General features: G+C 53.6%; 15 protein-coding genes and 1 riboswitch. Of the genes, 9 read left to right on the forward strand and 6 right to left on the reverse strand.

Going from position 1 to position 18661, the window contains the following annotated elements:
- Positions 1 to 164: 164 nt before the first annotated feature.
- A complete protein-coding gene (locus tag L3K52_04645) occupies positions 165 to 1094 on the reverse strand; it encodes a histone deacetylase family protein (protein ID UOG93025.1) in 930 nt (309 codons plus the stop codon).
- 93 nt (positions 1095 to 1187) lie between these two features.
- Between L3K52_04645 and L3K52_04650 the strand changes: the two genes are divergently transcribed.
- From L3K52_04650 to thiE, 4 genes are all read left to right on the forward strand, one after another.
- Positions 1188 to 3899, forward strand: a complete 2712-nt coding sequence (locus L3K52_04650) for a bifunctional acetate--CoA ligase family protein/GNAT family N-acetyltransferase (protein UOG93026.1) — start codon at positions 1188 to 1190, stop codon at positions 3897 to 3899.
- Positions 3893 to 4699, forward strand: a complete 807-nt coding sequence (locus L3K52_04655) for a hydroxymethylpyrimidine/phosphomethylpyrimidine kinase (protein ID UOG93027.1) — start codon at positions 3893 to 3895, stop codon at positions 4697 to 4699. Before L3K52_04650 ends, L3K52_04655 begins: the two co-directional genes overlap by 7 nt.
- 223 nt (positions 4700 to 4922) lie before the next feature.
- Entirely contained in the window at positions 4923 to 5111 is a 189-nt protein-coding gene (locus L3K52_04660; protein ID UOG93028.1) for a type II toxin-antitoxin system ParD family antitoxin, read from the forward strand.
- A 9-nt stretch (positions 5112 to 5120) separates the two neighbouring features.
- Positions 5121 to 5756 (forward strand): thiamine phosphate synthase, encoded by a 636-nt coding sequence (gene thiE, locus L3K52_04665; protein ID UOG93029.1) that lies wholly within the window; start codon positions 5121 to 5123, stop codon positions 5754 to 5756.
- Here the strand turns inward: thiE and L3K52_04670 are convergent.
- Entirely contained in the window at positions 5677 to 7173 is a 1497-nt protein-coding gene (locus L3K52_04670; protein UOG93030.1) for a hypothetical protein, read from the reverse strand. The two genes, thiE and L3K52_04670, sit on opposite strands and share 80 nt — an antisense overlap.
- A gap of 67 nt (positions 7174 to 7240) precedes the next feature.
- Between L3K52_04670 and hemL the strand changes: the two genes are divergently transcribed.
- From hemL to L3K52_04685, 3 genes are read left to right on the forward strand one after another with little or no spacing between them, the layout of a single operon-like run.
- Positions 7241 to 8521: a glutamate-1-semialdehyde 2,1-aminomutase gene (hemL, locus tag L3K52_04675; GenBank protein ID UOG93031.1), complete on the forward strand. Its 1281-nt coding sequence runs from the start codon at positions 7241 to 7243 to the stop codon at positions 8519 to 8521.
- Between the two features lie 18 nt (positions 8522 to 8539).
- The gene (locus tag L3K52_04680) at positions 8540 to 9805 is read left to right on the forward strand and encodes a serine protease (GenBank protein ID UOG93032.1); all 1266 of its coding nucleotides are present in this window, start codon (positions 8540 to 8542) and stop codon (positions 9803 to 9805) included.
- Positions 9793 to 10752, forward strand: coding sequence for an FHA domain-containing protein (locus L3K52_04685; protein ID UOG93033.1), 960 nt, complete (start codon positions 9793 to 9795; stop codon positions 10750 to 10752). Before L3K52_04680 ends, L3K52_04685 begins: the two co-directional genes overlap by 13 nt.
- 1 nt (position 10753) lies before the next feature.
- Here the strand turns inward: L3K52_04685 and L3K52_04690 are convergent, their stop codons facing one another.
- From L3K52_04690 to metK, 4 genes are all read right to left on the reverse strand, one after another.
- Complete coding sequence (locus L3K52_04690) at positions 10754 to 11485, reverse strand: 16S rRNA (uracil(1498)-N(3))-methyltransferase (protein ID UOG93034.1); 732 nt, start codon at positions 11483 to 11485, stop codon at positions 10754 to 10756.
- Positions 11485 to 12354, reverse strand: coding sequence for a methylenetetrahydrofolate reductase [NAD(P)H] (gene metF / locus L3K52_04695; protein ID UOG93035.1), 870 nt, complete (start codon positions 12352 to 12354; stop codon positions 11485 to 11487). The genes L3K52_04690 and metF overlap by 1 nt, the downstream gene beginning before the upstream one ends.
- Before the next feature lie 71 nt (positions 12355 to 12425).
- The gene (gene ahcY / locus L3K52_04700) at positions 12426 to 13832 is read right to left on the reverse strand and encodes an adenosylhomocysteinase (protein ID UOG93036.1); all 1407 of its coding nucleotides are present in this window, start codon (positions 13830 to 13832) and stop codon (positions 12426 to 12428) included.
- Between the two features lie 20 nt (positions 13833 to 13852).
- Positions 13853 to 15016: a methionine adenosyltransferase gene (gene metK / locus L3K52_04705; GenBank protein UOG93037.1), complete on the reverse strand. Its 1164-nt coding sequence runs from the start codon at positions 15014 to 15016 to the stop codon at positions 13853 to 13855.
- 25 nt (positions 15017 to 15041) lie between these two features.
- Positions 15042 to 15123, reverse strand: a riboswitch (S-adenosyl-L-homocysteine riboswitch).
- A 359-nt stretch (positions 15124 to 15482) separates the two neighbouring features.
- Here metK and tkt point away from each other — a divergent pair.
- Positions 15483 to 17480 (forward strand): transketolase, encoded by a 1998-nt coding sequence (tkt, locus tag L3K52_04710; protein ID UOG93038.1) that lies wholly within the window; start codon positions 15483 to 15485, stop codon positions 17478 to 17480.
- Positions 17481 to 17557: 77 nt separating this feature from the next.
- Positions 17558 to 18562 (forward strand): type I glyceraldehyde-3-phosphate dehydrogenase, encoded by a 1005-nt coding sequence (gap, locus tag L3K52_04715; GenBank protein UOG93039.1) that lies wholly within the window; start codon positions 17558 to 17560, stop codon positions 18560 to 18562.
- The last annotated feature ends 99 nt before the right edge of the window (positions 18563 to 18661 follow it).

Here is an 18661-nt window from a genome sequence, read left to right on the forward strand (position 1 = left end):
CCGAAGTGGCAAACAGAATACTATATTTTGTTCGTTTGATTCTAGCGTGTAGCCCGATAAGAAAACACGCTTTTATTGATTTGCAAATTAAAAAAACGTATGAATTTGGGAGTATGGATAAATATTAATTATTGGTTATATTCCCATATTCCCACATACCAAGCTTAATGAAATTCTGCCAGCTCTTTAATGTGCGCTGTTACTGCTCGCCCCAGCGGTGACAATTCATAGCCGCCTTCCAAACACGACACCACGCGACCTGCGGCAAATTCCTTGGCAATTTGGCACAGTTCGTTGGTGATCCACACATAATCACGTTCCACCAAGTTAAAGCCGCCCATATCGTCTTCCAAATGCGAATCAAACCCCGCAGAAATCATCACCAATTCCGGTTTAAACGCACGCAAAGCGGGCAACCAATAAGTTTCCACGGCTTCACGCCAAGCTGCACCACCCGTTCCAGCGGGCAGCGGCAAATTATAAACATTGTCGGCATCGCTATCCGCGCCGCTAAACGGGTAAAACGGGTGTTGGAAGGATGAGCAAAACATTACGTTGTCATTGCCGCTAAAAATCTCTTCGGTACCGTCACCGTGGTGCACATCGAAATCAATGATCGCGACCCGTTCAATCCCATACACATCAATCGCGTGAGCCGCGCCCACCGCCACATTGTTGAAAATGCAAAAGCCTGCCGCCCGATTACGCCCCGCGTGATGACCCGGTGGGCGAATCGCGCAAAACGTGTGTTTGTGTGAACCTGCCATCACCAAATCGACCGCCATGACCGCAGCACCCGCCGCGTGCAACGCCGCGTCCAGCGAATGCGGATTCATGCCGGTATCGCCGTCGAGCATGGTGTGACCTTTGGCGGGCGCGGTAGCAAACACGCGCTCCACGTATTCCGCGTCATGCACCCGCAACAAGTGTTCGCGCTCCGCACAATGCGAGTCGTAATGGCGTGAAATCCAGTCGACACCCGACATAATCATGCGGTTGTTAATGGCATCCAAACGTTCCGCACATTCGGGATGGTGAGGCGAGCCATTATCGTGCAAATGGCAGTGCGAATGGGTAATTACAGCGACAGTCATATTATTTTCACACAAATCAGAGTAAGATATGTTGCAATGCAGCAAAAGACGGTTTTCATGCTTTTGTAACTATTCATCATAGAGGTTTTGGCCATGAGCCACCATTACTTAAATCAACTATTTGCCCCGCAAAGCGTCGCGGTATTCGGTGCGAGTGAGCGAGAAAAGGCCGTGGGAACCGTGGTGTTTCAGAATTTATTGTCCGCTGGCTTTAAAGGGGCGCTTTACCCGATTAACCCCAAACACATTGAGGTTCAAGGGCTGGCGGCTTACCCGAATCTGTTGGCATTAAACAAGCCCGTGGATTTGGCGGTGGTAGCAACACCGGCGGCGACTGTCCCCGGCATCATTCGGCAATGCGGCGAGCACGGCGTGAAAGGCGTAGTGGTATTATCTGCTGGGTTTGCTGAAGCGGGCAATCGCGGGCAACGCCTGCAAAAAGACATTACTGAGATTGCGCGGCAGTACGCGATGCACATTATTGGCCCCAATTGCTTGGGAATCATGCGTCCTTCGGTCGGTTTGAATGCCACCTTTAGCCGCAATCAGGCGCAACCGGGCAATTTGGCGCTGGTGTCGCAATCCGGTGCGATGTGTACCGCGATTTTGGATTGGGCAGCCACGCAAGGTATTGGCTTTTCGACCGTGATTACCTTGGGCGATACGGCGGATGTGGATTTCGGCGACACGCTCGATTATCTGGCGCTTGATCCCAAAACTGACAGCATTTTGCTGTACGTGGAAGGGATTCACGATGCACGCGGTTTCATGAGCGGTTTGCGCACCGCTTCGCGCATGAAGCCGGTGATTGTGTTGAAAGCCGGGCGCTACGAAGAAGGTTCGCGCGCCGTGATGTCGCACACCGGCGCGATTGTGGGGCGGGATGACGCGTTCGATGCCGCGTTGGAACGTGCCGGTGTGGTACGCGCTAATACCATTGCGCAACTGTTTTCGGCGGCACAAATCCTTTCTTCCGGCATTCGCGTGCAGCAAGACCGCTTGCTGATTATTACCAATGGCGGCGGTCCCGGCGTGATGGCGACGGATCGGGCGGTGGAAATGGGCTTGCGCCTAGCAGAACTTGCGCCGAATACGTTGGCTGAATTGAACAAAGTATTGCCATTCACGTGGTCGCACGGCAATCCGGTGGATATTCTCGGTGATGCTGACCCGGAACGTTACGCGGTAGCGCTGAAAATCTGTATGCAGGATGAGAACATCGACGGCATTCTGGTGATGTTGACCCCGCAGGCGATGACCGACCCCGCTGGTGTGGCTGCTACGGTGATCGGTACGTGCGATGCCAATAAAAAAGCCAAGCATTGCAAACCGATTCTGACCTGCTGGATGGGTGAGCAACAGGTCGCTGTTGGGCGCAAGCTGTTGGCAGAAGCCGGTGTGCCGCATTTCCGCACCCCCGAAGCAGCGGTCGAAGCGTTTGCTTACCTCACCCAATACCGCAGCAATCAGAAATTGCTGATGCAAGTCCCGCCGTCGGTGCAGGAGCAAAAAACCGAGCCGGATGTGGACGGGGCGCGTTTGATTATTGAAAGCGTGTTGGCAGAAGGGCGGCGGGCGCTGTCCACCACCGAATCGCGTGCGATTTTGTCAGCATTCCGTATTCCCGCATTGCCGACCATTTTGGTGCGCAGTCCGGCGGAAGCGTTGGTGGCGGCGGAATCGTTGGGGTATCCGGTGGTGCTGAAAATCAGTTCCCCCGATATTCACCACAAGTCGGACGTGGATGGGGTGCGCCTCAACGTTGCCAGCGCCCACGCGGTACGCAGCGTTTACCAAGAATTGCTGGAAACCACGCGCCGTAATTTGCCGGAAGCGCGGATTGATGGCGTGACCGTGGAAAGCATGTACCACAGCAATTCCTCGCGTGAACTGATGATCGGCGTGGTGCGTGACCCGGTATTCGGCCCGGTGATCAGTTTCGGCATGGGCGGTACCTCGGTGGAAATTCACCGTGACCGTGCGGTGGCATTGCCGCCGTTGAACGATTACATGATCAAGAAAACCGTGTGCCGTACCCGCGTGGCGCGTTTGCTGGGTAAATTCCGCAATATGCCGCCGATCCATTTCGATTCCTTGTGGAAAGTGATGCAGCGCGTCTCCGAAATGGTGTGTGAATTGCCCGAAATAGTGGAAATGGACATCAATCCACTGATGGCGGATGCTAACGGGGTAATGGCGGTGGATGCGCGTTTCATTATCAACTACCCGCCGACCACGGCGCGGCGTTATGATCACATGGCGATTCACCCTTACCCGAATGATTTGGTGAAGCGCCAGCAATTGCCGGATGGCACGGACATTGTGATTCGCCCGATTCGCCCCGAAGACGCGGAAATGGAGCAGGAATTCGTGCGTAACCTGTCGAAAGAATCGCGGTACATGCGTTTCATGCAGGCATTGCGCGAACTCACGCCCGACATGCTGGTGCGTCTTACGCAAATTGATTATGACCGTGAAATGGCGTTTCTGGCACTGACCCGCCAAGACGGGCAGGAAGTGGAAATGGGGGTGGCGCGGTATGCGATTAACCCCGATAAAATGAGTTGCGAATTTGCGCTGGTGATTGCCGATGGCTGGCAGAATCGGGGCTTGGGTGGCTTAATGATGCAAACCTTGATTGAGGCAGCGCGGGCAAAAGGCTTGCGTACCATTGAGGGCGAGGTGTTGCCGCATAACCACGGGATGCTGAAATTGATGCAGCGCTTGGGGTTCACCCGTCATCAGGATGGGATGGACGATGGTGTTGTCATGGTGAGTAAACGGTTAGGAGATTCCTGTTGCTAACAGAGCATAGCGTTGCATCGGCAGTGCCGGTGGTAATGACCTTGGCGGGGCATGACCCCACGGGTGGGGCAGGTATTCAGGCGGATAGCGAGGCGATTGCCAGTCAAGGCTGTCATGCGGTGAGTGTTATTACCTGTTTGACGGTGCAAGATACCCGCAATGTGCAACGCATTGAGCCGCTGGCGGATTATTTGATCGAGCAGCAAGCGGAAGCGTTGTTGGCGGATATGCCGATTGCGGCGTTCAAAATCGGTTTGCTGGGCAGTGTGGAGGTGGTGCAAGCGGTGCATCGTATTCTGTTGCAAGCGCCGGATGTGCCGGTGATTCTTGACCCGGTGTTGGCGGCAGGGGGCGGCAAGGACTTTGCCAATGCGCAATTATTGGGGGCAATTCGTGAGTATTTGTTGCCCCTTACCACGTTACTGACGCCGAATGTGCCGGAAGCTACGCAACTGGCGGTACGTGGTGAGACGCTGGATGAACAAGCCTTTTCCTTGCTGGATCAGGGCTGTGAATACGTGTTGCTGACCGGGACTCATGCCGCAACCGAGCGCGTGGAAAATGCGCTGTATGGCGATGGTAAGCGCTTGCGCACCTGGTTGTGGGAACGGCTGCCGGAAACTTACCACGGTTCGGGGTGTACGCTGGCGTCAGCGTGTGCGGCGAATCTGGCGAAGGGGATGGAGATGAGCAAAGCAGTGGCAGCGGCGCAGGCGTATACGTGGGGCAGTTTGCAGGCGGGGCGGAAGCTGGGGCGGGGGCAGTGGATACCGGATCGGTTTTATTGGCGGCAGACATGAAAAAAGTGTGATGTTGCTTCAGCCATCGCACTCCGAACAACCCCTCGCCCCTTGAGGGAGAGGGGTTGGGGTGAGGGGTAACGGAAGCCGGATGAAGAAAATCACACTTTTGTTCACATGTGTTATTCACGCCTTGCTAGGAAAATCTGCCCTACTAGATCATGACGAAAGTACCAAATTCGGGTATAACTGAAAGCAAGCCAATAGCCGTGAGGATTGTGTGATGTCTCAAAATACACCTATATCCCCCATTGATCACTTTGAGGGGCAGGAGTTACGGGTGCAACGCTTGCGGGAATCTCTGATAGCGGGTGAAAACAGTGGGCAACCCCAATCCTTTGACCGCGAAGCGTTTGAGCGCAAAATTCTGCACAAAAGCATGGATAGCGAACGGCATTTGCAAGACAACTAAAGGATTAACGTGACACCAAACGGACTCTACGTCATCACCGACGGCTCAACCGGCGACACACTGTTAAGCAAAGTCGAACAAGCCCTGCACGGCGGTGCAGCTATCGTGCAATACCGCGACAAAACCACCGATCAAGCACGGCGCGAACAAGAAGCCGCTGCTTTGCACTCCATCTGCCAGCAACACCACGCACTCTTCATCATCAACGACGATGTGGCATTGGCAAAAGCGGTACAAGCCGACGGTGTACATGTGGGGCGAGACGATTCCGCCCTAACTGCTGCAAGGGAAGCCTTGGGAACAGCCGCGATTATCGGTGTATCCTGCTACAACCAATTAGAGCTGGCACTGAGTGCAGCGGAGCAGGGCGCGGATTACATCGCTTTTGGTAGCTTTTTCCCTTCACCCACCAAACCCAATGCGCCCCGCGCTACGCTGGAATTGCTGCAAGAAGCCCGTCAGCAACTCACGCTACCCATTTGCGCGATCGGTGGTATTACGTTGGACAATGCTTCCGATTTGCTGGCAAACGGCGCGGATATGCTGGCGGTTATCACCGATGTATTCAGTAGCCCGGCGATTGCAGAACAGGCGAGCCGCTATCAGGCACTGATTCGGGAACATAGTCTGGCTCAGTCGGCATAGGCGTTTCTAGCGTGATCATGCTAAGCGCGTCCTGTAATGCCGAGCGTGCATCCGCGCTTAAGTTGGGTTGTTGCAATTGCGCGGTGAGGCGTTGGCGCAATGCCGTATTGTTTTGCAGTTTATCCATAATGGGTGTGCCTGCCATTTGTGCGCCCAAAATCAAGCCCACCTGTTCGGCTAAGGTTTTGCTGTCGACAATGCGTTGGTAGTACACCGCATCGGCTTGTTCACGGTGTTTGAGCAATTCCATGGCATAGCGCTGCGTCCCGTATTCGGAGAGCGCATAGCGGTCTTGCAAGGTGGGTTGCGCTAAGCCATTGTCGAGGTATTGCAACAATAACTGCCGGTGTTGTTCCGGTATCACGCGGTTGACATTGCTTTCTGCTGCATTGGGCGAAAGTTCCATAAAAAGGGTGTTGCTGAGCATTGCCATCATGCCTTGGCGTTGTTGCGGTGTCATGGGGGTGCTATTGAGGTCGCGCAATAAAGCGGGCACATCCGTATTGGCGGATGTCAGTGCTTGTTGTTGCAACCGAAAGCTGAAGTACTGATCCGGTGCGAGGTGGTTGCGCAAGTTTTCAACTTGTTGCGCAAATTGTGTCGGTGAAACCAAGCCATGTGCATCGCGTGACATGGTTTGATAAATGTTCAGGTAAGTGCCGAGCACCTCCGGGTCGGTTTCGCGCGGAAATTGGGTTTCGAGAAATTCTTTAATGCGCTGTTGGCGCGGGGTAGCAGGTTGGGTGCTGGCTGCGGTGACGTTGTTGTCGTAATACCGGGTTTCTGGCGGCAGTAAGGTGCTGAATGCCAAGTTGGAACGCGCCACGCCGGAATGGGTGCCGGAGGCTAACACACTGAGCATGTCTTCAAACAAGGCATCATCCAGCGCGTAACTCATTAAACTGAGTGCTTGTGAGCTGGCGGGGTCTTCCAGTCCTAAGTTGAGTATTTGTTCCCACATGGCACGTAAGGTAAGCGGGATGGAAATGTCTTTGGCTTGCGCAAAGCGTTTGTCGAGGCGCTCGGATAATTCATCGATGCGCGGTTGATAGGTTTCGCGAAGGGTTTCATCGACGGGTTGATAAGGGTCATAAGGGTTGTAGAGCAGTTGCTGCAAGCTGGAAATTTCCAGCAAAAGGGTGTGGATTTCACTGAGTAAGGGGTCAAGTTTGGCGAGCAATCCAGTGATTGCCGTTGGCGTTGGCGGGGCAAGGCGTTGGGTAGCCTTCAGCGCCGTTGCTGTTAATGGTGTACTTGCTGCAAAAGGCAAGCGTGCGGCTGTATTCGGGGCGTCAAGGTGTGCTACTGTGGCGACAGATTGCGAGGGTGTAGCCGGTGTATCGGGCTTGCCGTACAAATAAGCCAAGGTGATAGCAATGGCTACCAATAAGCTGAAACTCAGTTTGTAACTGTTCAAGCGTAAACCTCTCGCGTAAGATTATAAACCTTCCCTGTTATCGTCAATTCTGCCAAGGATGCCAGCCGTGACCCGTTCTGAAACGTTATTTGAGCAAGCCAAACATTCCATTCCCGGTGGGGTTAATTCCCCGGTACGTGCCTTTCGCAGTGTCGGCGGTTCTCCCCGTTTTATTGCCCGTGCTCAAGGGGCGTATATGTGGGATGCAGACGGCAATCGCCTGATTGATTACGTCGGTTCGTGGGGGCCGATGGTCGCCGGTCACGCGCATCCCGAAGTCGTTGCTGCGGTGCAAGCCGCTGCGGTGGATGGTTTGAGCTACGGTGCGCCCACCGCGTTGGAAATCACTATGGCAGAGCGCATTTGCGCCCTCATGCCGTCGATTGACATGGTGCGCATGACCAGTTCGGGCACGGAAGCCACCATGTCGGCGATTCGCTTGGCGCGTGGTTTTACCGGGCGCGATTTCTTGGTCAAGTTTGAAGGGGGCTATCATGGTCATGGCGACTCGTTGCTGGTGAAAGCCGGTTCGGGTGCATTGACGTTTGGACAACCGAGTTCGCCCGGTGTTCCCGCAGCATTGGCGCAATACACCCTGACGCTTGACTATAACAATAGCACACAGGTGCGCGAAGTGTTCGCGGCGCGTGGGCATGAAATTGCCTGCATTATCGTCGAACCCGTTTCCGGCAATATGAATTGCATCCCGCCTGTCGACGGTTTCCTCGAAACCTTGCGCGAGGTCTGTGATCAGTCGGGTGCGGTGCTGATTTTCGATGAAGTCATGACCGGCTTTCGCGTGGCATTGGGCGGGGCGCAGCAGGTGTATGGCGTTAAACCCGACATTACCACGCTGGGTAAAATCATTGGTGGCGGAATGCCGGTCGGCGCGTTCGGCGGCAGGCGTGACATTATGGAACAGTTGTCGCCGTTGGGCGCGGTGTATCAGGCTGGCACGTTATCCGGCAACCCGATTGCGATGACGGCAGGGTTGAAAATGCTGGAAATCATTGCCCGCGATGATTTTTACGCGGAGTTGACCAGCAAAACCAAGTACTTACTGGAAGGTTTGCAGGAAGTCGCCGACACTGCCGGTGTGCCGTTTATCACCCAGCACGTGGGGGGGATGTTCGGTTTGTTCTTCACCACGGAATCCCGCATTGACACTTACGCGCAAGTGACGCAATGCAATGTTCCACAATTCAACCGCTTTTTCCACGGCATGTTAGACCGGGGCGTGTATCTCGCGCCGTCTGCGTATGAGGCGGGATTTGTTTCCAACGCTCATAGCCAAGCCGATTTGGATGAAACCATCGCCATTGCCAAAGATGTATTTGCCAGCTTATAAGCGGTAAGGAATGCCCTAGTGTCGTTAAGACTTTTGCTTTTGTTGGCGACCCTGTGGTTGGGGGTCGCCTCGCCGTCGTGGGCGGAAAACAGTTCTTCTTCCATTTATTCCGATGTGGAAGCGTCGGTGTACCAAGTGCGGGTGATCAATCAGCAAACCGGCAAAAAAACCGCGATTGGCTCGGCGTTTGTGGTGATGCGCCCGGATATTATTGCGACCAATTATCACGTGGTCAGCACCTACATCAATAACCCGGAAGGCGATTTTGCTTTGGATTATTTGTCGACTTCCGGCAATACCGGGCGTTTGGAATTGCTGGCGGTGGATGTGTTGCACGACCTTGCGGTGTTGAAAGCCGACACCAACTTGGGCACACCGTTGCAAATTGCGAAGATTCCACCCAAGGGGGCGCGGTTATATTCTTTGGGCAATCCAATGGATAAGGGCTTTTCAATTGTGGAAGGCACCAATAACGGCGTGATGAAATCCAGCGATGATAACAATATCCTGTTTTCCGGCAGCCTGAATTCCGGGATGAGTGGCGGCCCTACCTTGGATGAGAACAAAAACGTGGTGGGGATCAACGTGGCGACGTCGGGCAATGGCTTGAGTTACCTCGTACCGGCTGACTATTTGGCAATCATTCTGGAACGGCTGACAATGACTGGGTTTCAGGCGGATGCGGATATTGGGCAGCGCATTACCGAGCAGTTGAAAAGCAATGCCGATAAGTACGTGCAAAATTTGCAGAAGCGGGAATGGACGCTTCAGCAACTGGGGCATTTCAAAGTGCCGATGGATGTTACTGGCGTGGTGCGTTGCTGGGATAACAGCGATAAACCCAAACCGGATACCTTAATGCGTGCGTATTTCACCCAGTGCAGCAATGAAAGCAGCATTTATTTGGATGATGAGCTGGAAGTGGGCACCTTGGATTATGAGTACGTGTGGTTGGATGCGGGGGAAATGCTTCCGGCGCGTTTTTACCGCCAATACGAAGGCTTGAACGTCAGCGTTTCCGCCAGCGGTGCGGGCAAGCAAGACGTGACCGATTTCAAATGCTTTACCGATTTTACGCTGATTGCGGGGCAGGAGTTCAAGATGACGGTGTGTCGGCGTGATTACCTCAATTATACCGGGCTGAGTGATTTGCTGGTGACAGCGGCGTTGGTGGGGCATAAGCGCCAGGGGATGCTGTTTAATTTGGACATGACCGGCACGACTTTTGAGAGTGGCATGGCGTTGTTGCGGCGCATGTTGGGGGATTTCAAATGGCAACCATGATTTTGGAGATCCAAACACGCGGTTTGAATCAATACCACCGTTTGGAGCAGTTCCCGGTAACGATTGGGCGGGCATTGGATAATGATGTGATTCTCTCCGATAACTCGGTGTCGCCCTACCATTTGCGCTTGGAGCAAGACGCTAAGGGGCAGGTATTCGTTCACAATTTGTCGACTGAAAACGGTACGCGTTTGAATAAACACCAGCTTGGGTTGCAGCCCGCGCAAGCGCCGATTCCGAGTCAGTTATTGTTGGGCAATCGCCGCCTGCGGTTAGCATCGACCGCGATGCCGGTGGAAACCACGCACGTGAGCCGTTGCGGGGGGCTTTTTACGCCTTTTTGCAAGCCAGTGTGGGCCGCATTACTGCTGCTATTAACGCTGGTATCGTTGTTGCTGAATGATTATTTGAATGTGCCGACGGCTAAAGAGGCGTTGTTTTACATCAGTGGCGTGTTGCCGACATTGCTGTGGATGATTATTGCGACTTTGGTGATTAGTGGCATTACACGGGCGGTGACGCACCGTTGGGAGTTCGCCCCGGCTTTGAGCGTGGTGTCGCTGTTTAATTTAGTACCGATGGTATTGCAGGAAGTTAGCGGCTGGTTGGACTATTTCCTGACATCGGATGCACCGTCGACATGGTTAATGACAGGTCTGAGCGGTTTTGTGTTGATACCGGCGTTGTCGTATGCCTATGTGCATTGGGTATTGAGTCAGAAACGCTTGCCTGCGTTGGGCATTGCCTTGGTGTTGAGCGCGTTGCCGTTAGGGTTGCGGGCGATTAGCGTGTTGGATCAAGTGACGCTGGCAAATGAGTTTTCCAGCGAGCCGTATTACCATCAGGCGTTGAGTTCGTTGAATATTCACGCGAACCCACCGTTGCCGCTGGAAACGTATTTGCAACGGGCCACCGACGCCTTACCCGCGCCACTGGTAGACGAATAGCTTATAAATCGCCAAAGCGGTGCTGGAGCAATGCCAGTGCCGCGATACTCGCCGTTTCCGCGCGCAATATGCGTGGCCCCAATGAGACCGGCATAACGCCTGCTTGCACGCAGCTTCCCACTTCCTCATCGGTAAACCCACCTTCGGGGCCTATCACGAGCGCAATCGGGGTGGATAAATCCGAGGGCAGGGCATTAATGCGCGGAAAATTACCGGGGGCGAGAATCAGCCGCGTGCCCGTAAACGGCATGGCCAGCCAACGTTCCAGTGTCAGTGGTGCTGACACTTCCGGCATTCGGCTACGCCCCGATTGTTCGCAAGCCGCGATGATAATTCCTTCCCAATGCTGCAATTTTTTATCCGCCTGTTCTTTGCCGATGCGGATGACGCTACGTTGCGTGATCAATGGCTGGATAGTATTTACCCCTAACTCCACGGCTTTTTGCAGGGCAAAATCCATCTTGTCGGGTTTGATAACCGCTTGCACGAGGGTGAGGTGAAGGGGAGATTCGGTATCAAGTGCGGAAAAACTGTCGATCAGCACCGATGCAGCACGTTTGCTGACGTTGCTTATCTGTGCGCGATATTCCCCACCTTCACCGTTGAAGAGGATGAATGGTTCATCCACACCTAAGCGCAACACTTGGATGGCATGGCGAAAAGTCGTGTCGGGCAAGACAAATTCCTGCCCGACAGCGAAAGGTTGCGGCACATAAAAACGCGGAACGCGCATTAATCCGCTAACCCGATGTTTTTCCAAATGCTCATGGTCGGTTCGACCCGATTCATGGTGTAAAAATGCAAGCCGGGCGCACCCGTTTCCAGCAAGTTTTCACACAGCAGGCTGATGAATTCCTCGCCAAATTGGGTAATCGCATCGGTATCATCCGCATACGTTTCCAGTTGCTTGCGCAACCAGCGCGGAATTTCTGCGCCGCACATGTCCGAAAAACGCGACAGTTGTGCGTAATTGGTGATCGGCATAATGCCGGGGACGATGGGAATGTCCACGCCTTTTTTCACGCATTCATCCACAAAGTGCCAATACGCGTCAGTATTGAAAAAATACTGGGTGATCGCGCTGTTCGCACCTGCTTTGACCTTACGCACGAAATTGTCGATGTCGACGCTAAGATTCGGGGCTTGCGGGTGCATTTCGGGGTAGGCTGCCACTTCGATATTGAAATGGTCGCCGGTTTCCTTGCGGATAAATTCCACCAGCTCGTTGGCGTAGCGGAATTGCCCCAAATCGCGTGAACCGGACGGCAAATCACCGCGCAGGGCGACAATGTGCTTGATGCCGTTATTGCGGTAGGTGTCCAGCGTTTCGCGGATTTGTTCGGCACTCGAACCCACGCACGACAAGTGTGGCGCGGCTTCAATGCCAGAATCGCGTTGGATTTCTAGCACGGTGTTCAAGGTATTCGCTTGCGTTGAGCCGCCCGCGCCGTAAGTGACGGAAAAGAAACGCGGTTCTAATGCTGCTAGTTGGTTGCGAACTTCGCGCAAGTTTTCCGCGCCTTTGTCAGTTTTGGGCGGGAAAAACTCGAAGCTAAAAACGAGATCATCGGGTTGATGATCGTGGTGATGGTCGTCAATCATAACGTTGCCTCTCAAGTTCCCCCTCGCCCCTTGCGGGAGAGGGGGGCTAGGGGGTGAGGGGTTCTTACACCTTAATAACGGTAATGGTCAGCCTTGTAAGGCCCTTCCACCGCAACACTGATGTATTGCGCCTGTTTTTCGGTCAAGGTGCTGAGTTGCGCGTTGAGGGTCTTCAACTGCAAACGCGCTACTTTTTCATCCAGATGCTTGGGCAGGGTGTAAACGCCAATTGGGTATTTGCCGGAATCGCGTTCTGTCCACAACTCAATTTGCGCAATGGTTTGGTTCGCAAATGACGACGACATGACGTAAGACGGATGCCCAGTCGCACAACCCAAGTTTACCAAACGGCCTTTTGCCAGCAGGGTAATACGCTTGCCGTCGGGGAAAATCACGTGATCAACTTGTGGCTTGATTTCATCCCACTCGTATTGTTCCAGTGAAGCAACGTCGATTTCGTTGTCGAAATGACCGATGTTACAAACGATGGCTTCGTTTTTCATCGCCACCATGTGGTCATGGGTGATGACGTGTAAGTTACCCGTGGCGGTGACGAAAATGTCAGCTTTGTCAGCCGCGTATTCCATCGTGACCACACGGTAGCCTTCCATTGCCGCTTGCAGGGCGCAAATCGGGTCGATTTCTGTGACCCACACTTGGGCAGACAGTGCGCGTAAGGCTTGTGCAGAACCTTTGCCCACGTCGCCATAACCCGCAACCACGGCTACTTTGCCTGCAATCATCACGTCGGTAGCACGCTTGATGCTGTCTACCAATGATTCGCGGCAACCGTACAAATTGTCGAACTTGGATTTGGTCACGGAATCATTGACATTGATGCCGGGGAATTTCAAATCGCCACGTTCGTGCATTTGGTACAAGCGATGCACGCCGGTAGTGGTTTCTTCGGTTACGCCACGGATTTCTGCCAAACGGGTGCTGTACCAATTCGGAGACGTTTCCAGACGGGCGCGAATCGCCGCGTACAGGTAGGTTTCTTCTTCGGTTTCAGGTTTGGAAACCAAGCTGATGTCTTGTTCAGCGCGTGCGCCCAAATGCAGCAACAGCGTCGCGTCGCCGCCGTCATCCAGAATCATATTGGCTTGTTCGCCATTCGGCCACTCGAAGATTTTGTGGGTGTAATCCCAGTATTCTTCCAATGATTCGCCTTTGTACGCGAATACCGGCACACCTGTCGCCGCAATAGCAGCAGCGGCATGGTCTTGCGTGGAATAAATATTGCAAGAAGCCCAGCGCACGTCCGCACCCAGCGCCGTCAATGTTTCGATCAGCACGCCGGTTTGGATGGTCATGTGCAATGAGCCAGAAATACGCGCCCCTGCCAATGGTTTAGCCGCTGCGTATTCGTGACGAATCGCCATCAAGCCCGGCATTTCATGTTCAGCCACGTTAAGTTCTTTACGACCCCAAGCAGCCAAGCCCATATCAGCAACAATATAATCGGTAAATGCAGTCATTGTGTAATCTCCTAAATATTTTACAGGCCAGCAGCAGCGCGTAATGCGTCAGCGCGGTCAGTGCGTTCCCAAGGCAGGTCAAGGTCGTCACGACCGAAGTGACCATAAGCTGCGGTACCGCGATAAATCGGGCGCAGCAGATCCAACATTTTGGTGATGCCGTAAGGACGCAGGTCGAAGTGTTCGCGTACCAGATTTTCGATCAGGGTTTCATCGACCTTGTTAGTGCCGAAGGTTGCCACTGTGATGGAAGTCGGTTGCGCAACACCGATTGCATAGGAGACTTGAATTTCGCAACGATCCGCCAAGCCCGCCGCGACGATGTTTTTCGCGACGTAACGACCTGCATACGCCGCAGAACGGTCAACTTTAGAGGGGTCTTTGCCGGAGAATGCGCCGCCGCCGTGACGTGCCATGCCACCGTAAGTGTCGACGATGATTTTACGCCCCGTCAAACCGCAGTCACCCACTGGGCCGCCGATCACGAAGTTGCCGGTGGGGTTGATGTGGAATTTGGTGTCTTTGTGTAACCATTCTTTCGGTAACACTGGAAAGATAACATTTTCCATGACAGCCACTCGCAAGTCATCCAAGCTGATGTCTGGGCTGTGTTGGGTGGAAAGCACTACCGCGTCGATGGCAACGATTTTGCCGCCTTCGTAACGCACGGTGACTTGGGATTTAGCATCCGGGCGCAGCCAAGGCAGCGTGCCGTTTTTGCGCATATCCGCTTGTTGCTTCACCAAACGGTGGGCATAAGTCAGAGCGGCTGGCATTAATACGTCGGTTTCATTGCTGGCGTAACCGAACATCAAGCCTTGGTCGCCCGCGCCTTGGTCTTCAGGTTTCGCACGGTCAACGCCCATCGCGATGTCAGGGGATTGCTTGCCGAGGGCATTGATGACAGCGCACGTATGACCGTCGAAGCCGATTTCGGAATTGTTGTAGCCGATGTCATTGACCACGCCACGCACGATACCTTCGTAATCGATTTCAGCATTGGTGGTGATTTCGCCCGCGAGCACAACCATGCCGGTCTTGGTCAAGGTTTCGCACGCAACTCGCGCATACGGGTCTTTGGCAATAATGGCATCCAAAACGGCATCGGAAATTTGATCCGCCATTTTGTCTGGGTGGCCTTCAGAAACAGATTCGGACGTGAAGAGGTAACTTCTCTCAGTCATTAATGTTCTCCTAAACTAAAAATTAAATGACTGAGCGCCGTTGTATGTTCATCACAATTCGAGCCTGGCAAAGCATCAATAGCTTTGTCGCAACGCTCCTCGAATCGGTAAATGCAATCATAACGGAAAAAAAACCATCATGCAGCACTGTTGGGCAGTAGATTGGGCATAAATTTCCGGTCAATAAGGCATTGTCTATCCAACTAGGGGGAGTTGCCCCTGCCTGCGAACTTAGCCACAATAGATGTGCTTTAATTTGCCTGAATAATAAATACACGCAGGGCACTGCCGTTTCGTTTTGGTCGCGCTGATGAAACCGCAGTCAATATCAGGGCAATGCAGGAATCCCGTATTGGACTGCATCCTTCGGTGGTAACAGTCAGTATCGGCATCTTGCATTCACCATTTTAAGCTGCGCCGCTTGCGTGGCTGATTACGATATTTGAAAACTACAGGAGACCCGTCAATGACTACACGCCGCGAGTTGGCTAACGCAATACGCGTACTGGCTATGGATGCCGTACAAAAAGCAAATTCTGGGCATCCGGGCGCCCCGATGGGGATGGCTGATATTGCCGAAGTCCTCTTCAACGATTTCATGTCCCACAACCCACAAAATCCACACTGGGCTAACCGTGACCGCTTTGTCATGTCCAATGGGCACGGTTCAATGCTGCCATACGCAGTGCTGCACTTGACAGGTTACGACCTGAGCATGGACGATTTGAAAGCGTTCCGCCAATTGCATTCTAAGACCCCTGGTCACCCGGAGTACGGTTACGCACCGGGTATTGAAACTACCACAGGCCCACTCGGTCAGGGTATTACCAACGCTGTGGGCATGGCCTTGGCTGAAAAAGTCCTTGCTGCACAATTCAATAAGCCGGGTCACACGATTGTTGACCATTACAGCTACGTGTTCTTGGGCGATGGCTGCTTGATGGAAGGTATCTCCCATGAAGCGTGCTCATTCGCAGGCACGATGGGGCTGGGCAAACTGATTTGCTTCTACGATGACAACAACATCTCTATCGACGGTGAAGTCGATGGTTGGTTCACCGACGATACCCCGAAGCGTTTTGAAGCTTACGGCTGGCACGTGCTGAGCGTTGATGGTCACGATGCTGACGCGCTCAAAGCAGCAACCGCAGCAGCGAAAGCAGAAACCGGCAAGCCTTCCATGATTTGCTGCAAAACCACCATCGGTTTTGGTTCACCCAACAAAGCCGGTTCGCACGATTGCCACGGCGCACCCTTGGGTGACGCTGAAATCGCGCTGACCCGCCAAGCACTGGGTTGGACTAATGCGGAACCGTTTGCGATTCCTGACAACGTTTACGCGGGTTGGGATGCGAAAGCGAAAGGCGCAGCAGCGGAAGAAGCATGGAACGGCACGTTTGCCGCTTACGCAGCAGCTTATCCAGCAGAAGCGGCTGAATTCAAGCGCCGTACAGCGGGCGAATTGCCTGCAAACTGGGCGGAAGAATCGGCAAAAATCATCGCCGCAATCGACGCGAAAGCAGAATCTCCTGCCACCCGTGTGGCCTCTAAAAATGCGCTGGATGCGTTTGCTCCGTTGCTGCCTGAATTCCTCGGTGGCTCGGCTGACTTGACACCTTCCAATAATACCTTCAACAAGTGCAGCAAGCACATCAGTGCGGGTCACGGTAAGGGTCAGGATTTCAGCGGTAACTACCTGTCATACGGTGTGCGCGAATTCGGCATGAGCGCAATCATGAACGGCATGGCATTGCACGGCGGTTTGCTGCCTTACGGCGCGACGTTCCTGATGTTCTCTGAGTACGCGCGTAATGCCCTGCGCATGGCGGCGTTGATGAAAATTCAAACGATTTTTGTTTACACGCATGACTCCATCGGTTTGGGCGAAGACGGCCCGACCCATCAGCCGGTTGAGCAAATTCCAACCTTGCGCATGATTCCACGCATGACGGTATGGCGTGCGTGCGACGCGGTGGAAACGGCGGTGTCTTGGAAACACGCGATTGAATACAAAGGCCCTAGCTGCCTGATCTTCACGCGTCAAAACCTCAAGCATCAGGTGCGCACGGCTGAGCAAATCGCCAATATCGCCAAAGGTGGCTATGTGTTGAAAGACACCGACGGCACGCCTGACGTGATCGTGATTGCGACGGGCTCTGAAGTCGATTTGGCGATGCAAGCTGCGGCGCAATCCGACAAGAAAGTGCGCGTGGTTTCCATGCCGTCTTGCGATGTGTTTGACGCACAGGATGCGGCGTACAAAGAATCCGTATTGCCAGCCGCTGTGACTGCACGCGTGGCGGTTGAAGCAGCAATCGGCGACGGTTGGTACAAGTACGTGGGTCTGAATGGCAAAGTCATTTGCATGGATACCTTCGGCGAATCGGCGCCCGCAGGCTTGTTGTTCAAGCAGTTCGGCTTTACGGCTGAGAACGTGCTGAGCGCTATTAACAGCGTCGCGTAAGCTTGAATGCCCGGCGGCTTTGCTGAGGAGGGAAGCCGTCCCCCATTTAATTTGAATAATTTTTAGAGGAGTTCTCCATGACAATTAAAGTTGGTATCAACGGTTTCGGCCGCATTGGTCGCATGGCTTTCCGCGCTATCGCCCGCGACTTTCCCGATATGGAAGTGGTTGCCATTAATGACTTGTTAGCCCCCGATTATTTGGCTTACATGTTGAAATACGATTCCGTACACGGTCGCTTCAACGGTGACGTGGCAGTCGAAGGCAGCAACTTGGTGGTAAACGGTAAAATGGTACGCCTGACGGCGGAGCGTGACCCGGCTAATTTGCAGTGGAGCGACGTGGGCGCTGACATCGTGTTGGAATGCACTGGCTTTTTCCTGACCGAAGAAACTTGCCAAAAGCACATCGACGCGGGTGCGAAGAAAGTGGTTATGTCCGCGCCTTCCAAAGACACGACTCCGATGTTCGTTTATGGCGTAAACCATAGCACTTACGCGGGTCAAGCGATTATTTCTGCGGCATCTTGCACCACTAACTGCCTCGCACCTGTTGCGAAAGTTCTGAACGACAACTGGGGCATTAAGCGTGGTCTGATGACGACTGTTCATGCTGCAACCGCTACGCAAAAAACGGTTGACGGCCCTTCCATGAAAGACTGGCGTGGTGGTCGTGGGATTTTGGAAAACATCATTCCATCTTCCACGGGTGCAGCGAAAGCGGTTGGCGTGGTATTGCCAGAGCTGAAAGGCAAACTGACGGGCATGGCGTTCCGCGTGCCAACGTCTGACGTTTCCGTGGTTGACCTGACGGTTGAGCTGAACACAGAAGCGACTTACGCTGACATTTGTGCCGCCATGAAAGCCGCCGCTACCACGGGCGAGATGAGCAGAACACTGGGCTACACCGATGAGAAAGTGGTTTCCACTGACTTCCGTGGCGTGGCGTTCTCTTCTGTGTTTGATGCTGAAGCGGGTATTGCGCTGGATGGCACTTTCGTGAAAGTCGTGGCTTGGTACGACAACGAATACGGCTATACCGCGAACATGCTGCGCTTTGTCGAGCACGTCGCCGCGAACTAAAGTTCAAACGGTGGGTGAGGAATGCCTCGCCCGCCTTCCCAGATCAATCACATAAATCACCCGCGCTTTATTTGACTGATTTGATTTCTGCAAGGAGTT

The sequence above is a fragment of the Candidatus Thiothrix sulfatifontis genome (assembly GCA_022828425.1).
In the GTDB taxonomy this organism is placed as follows: domain Bacteria; phylum Pseudomonadota; class Gammaproteobacteria; order Thiotrichales; family Thiotrichaceae; genus Thiothrix; species Thiothrix sulfatifontis.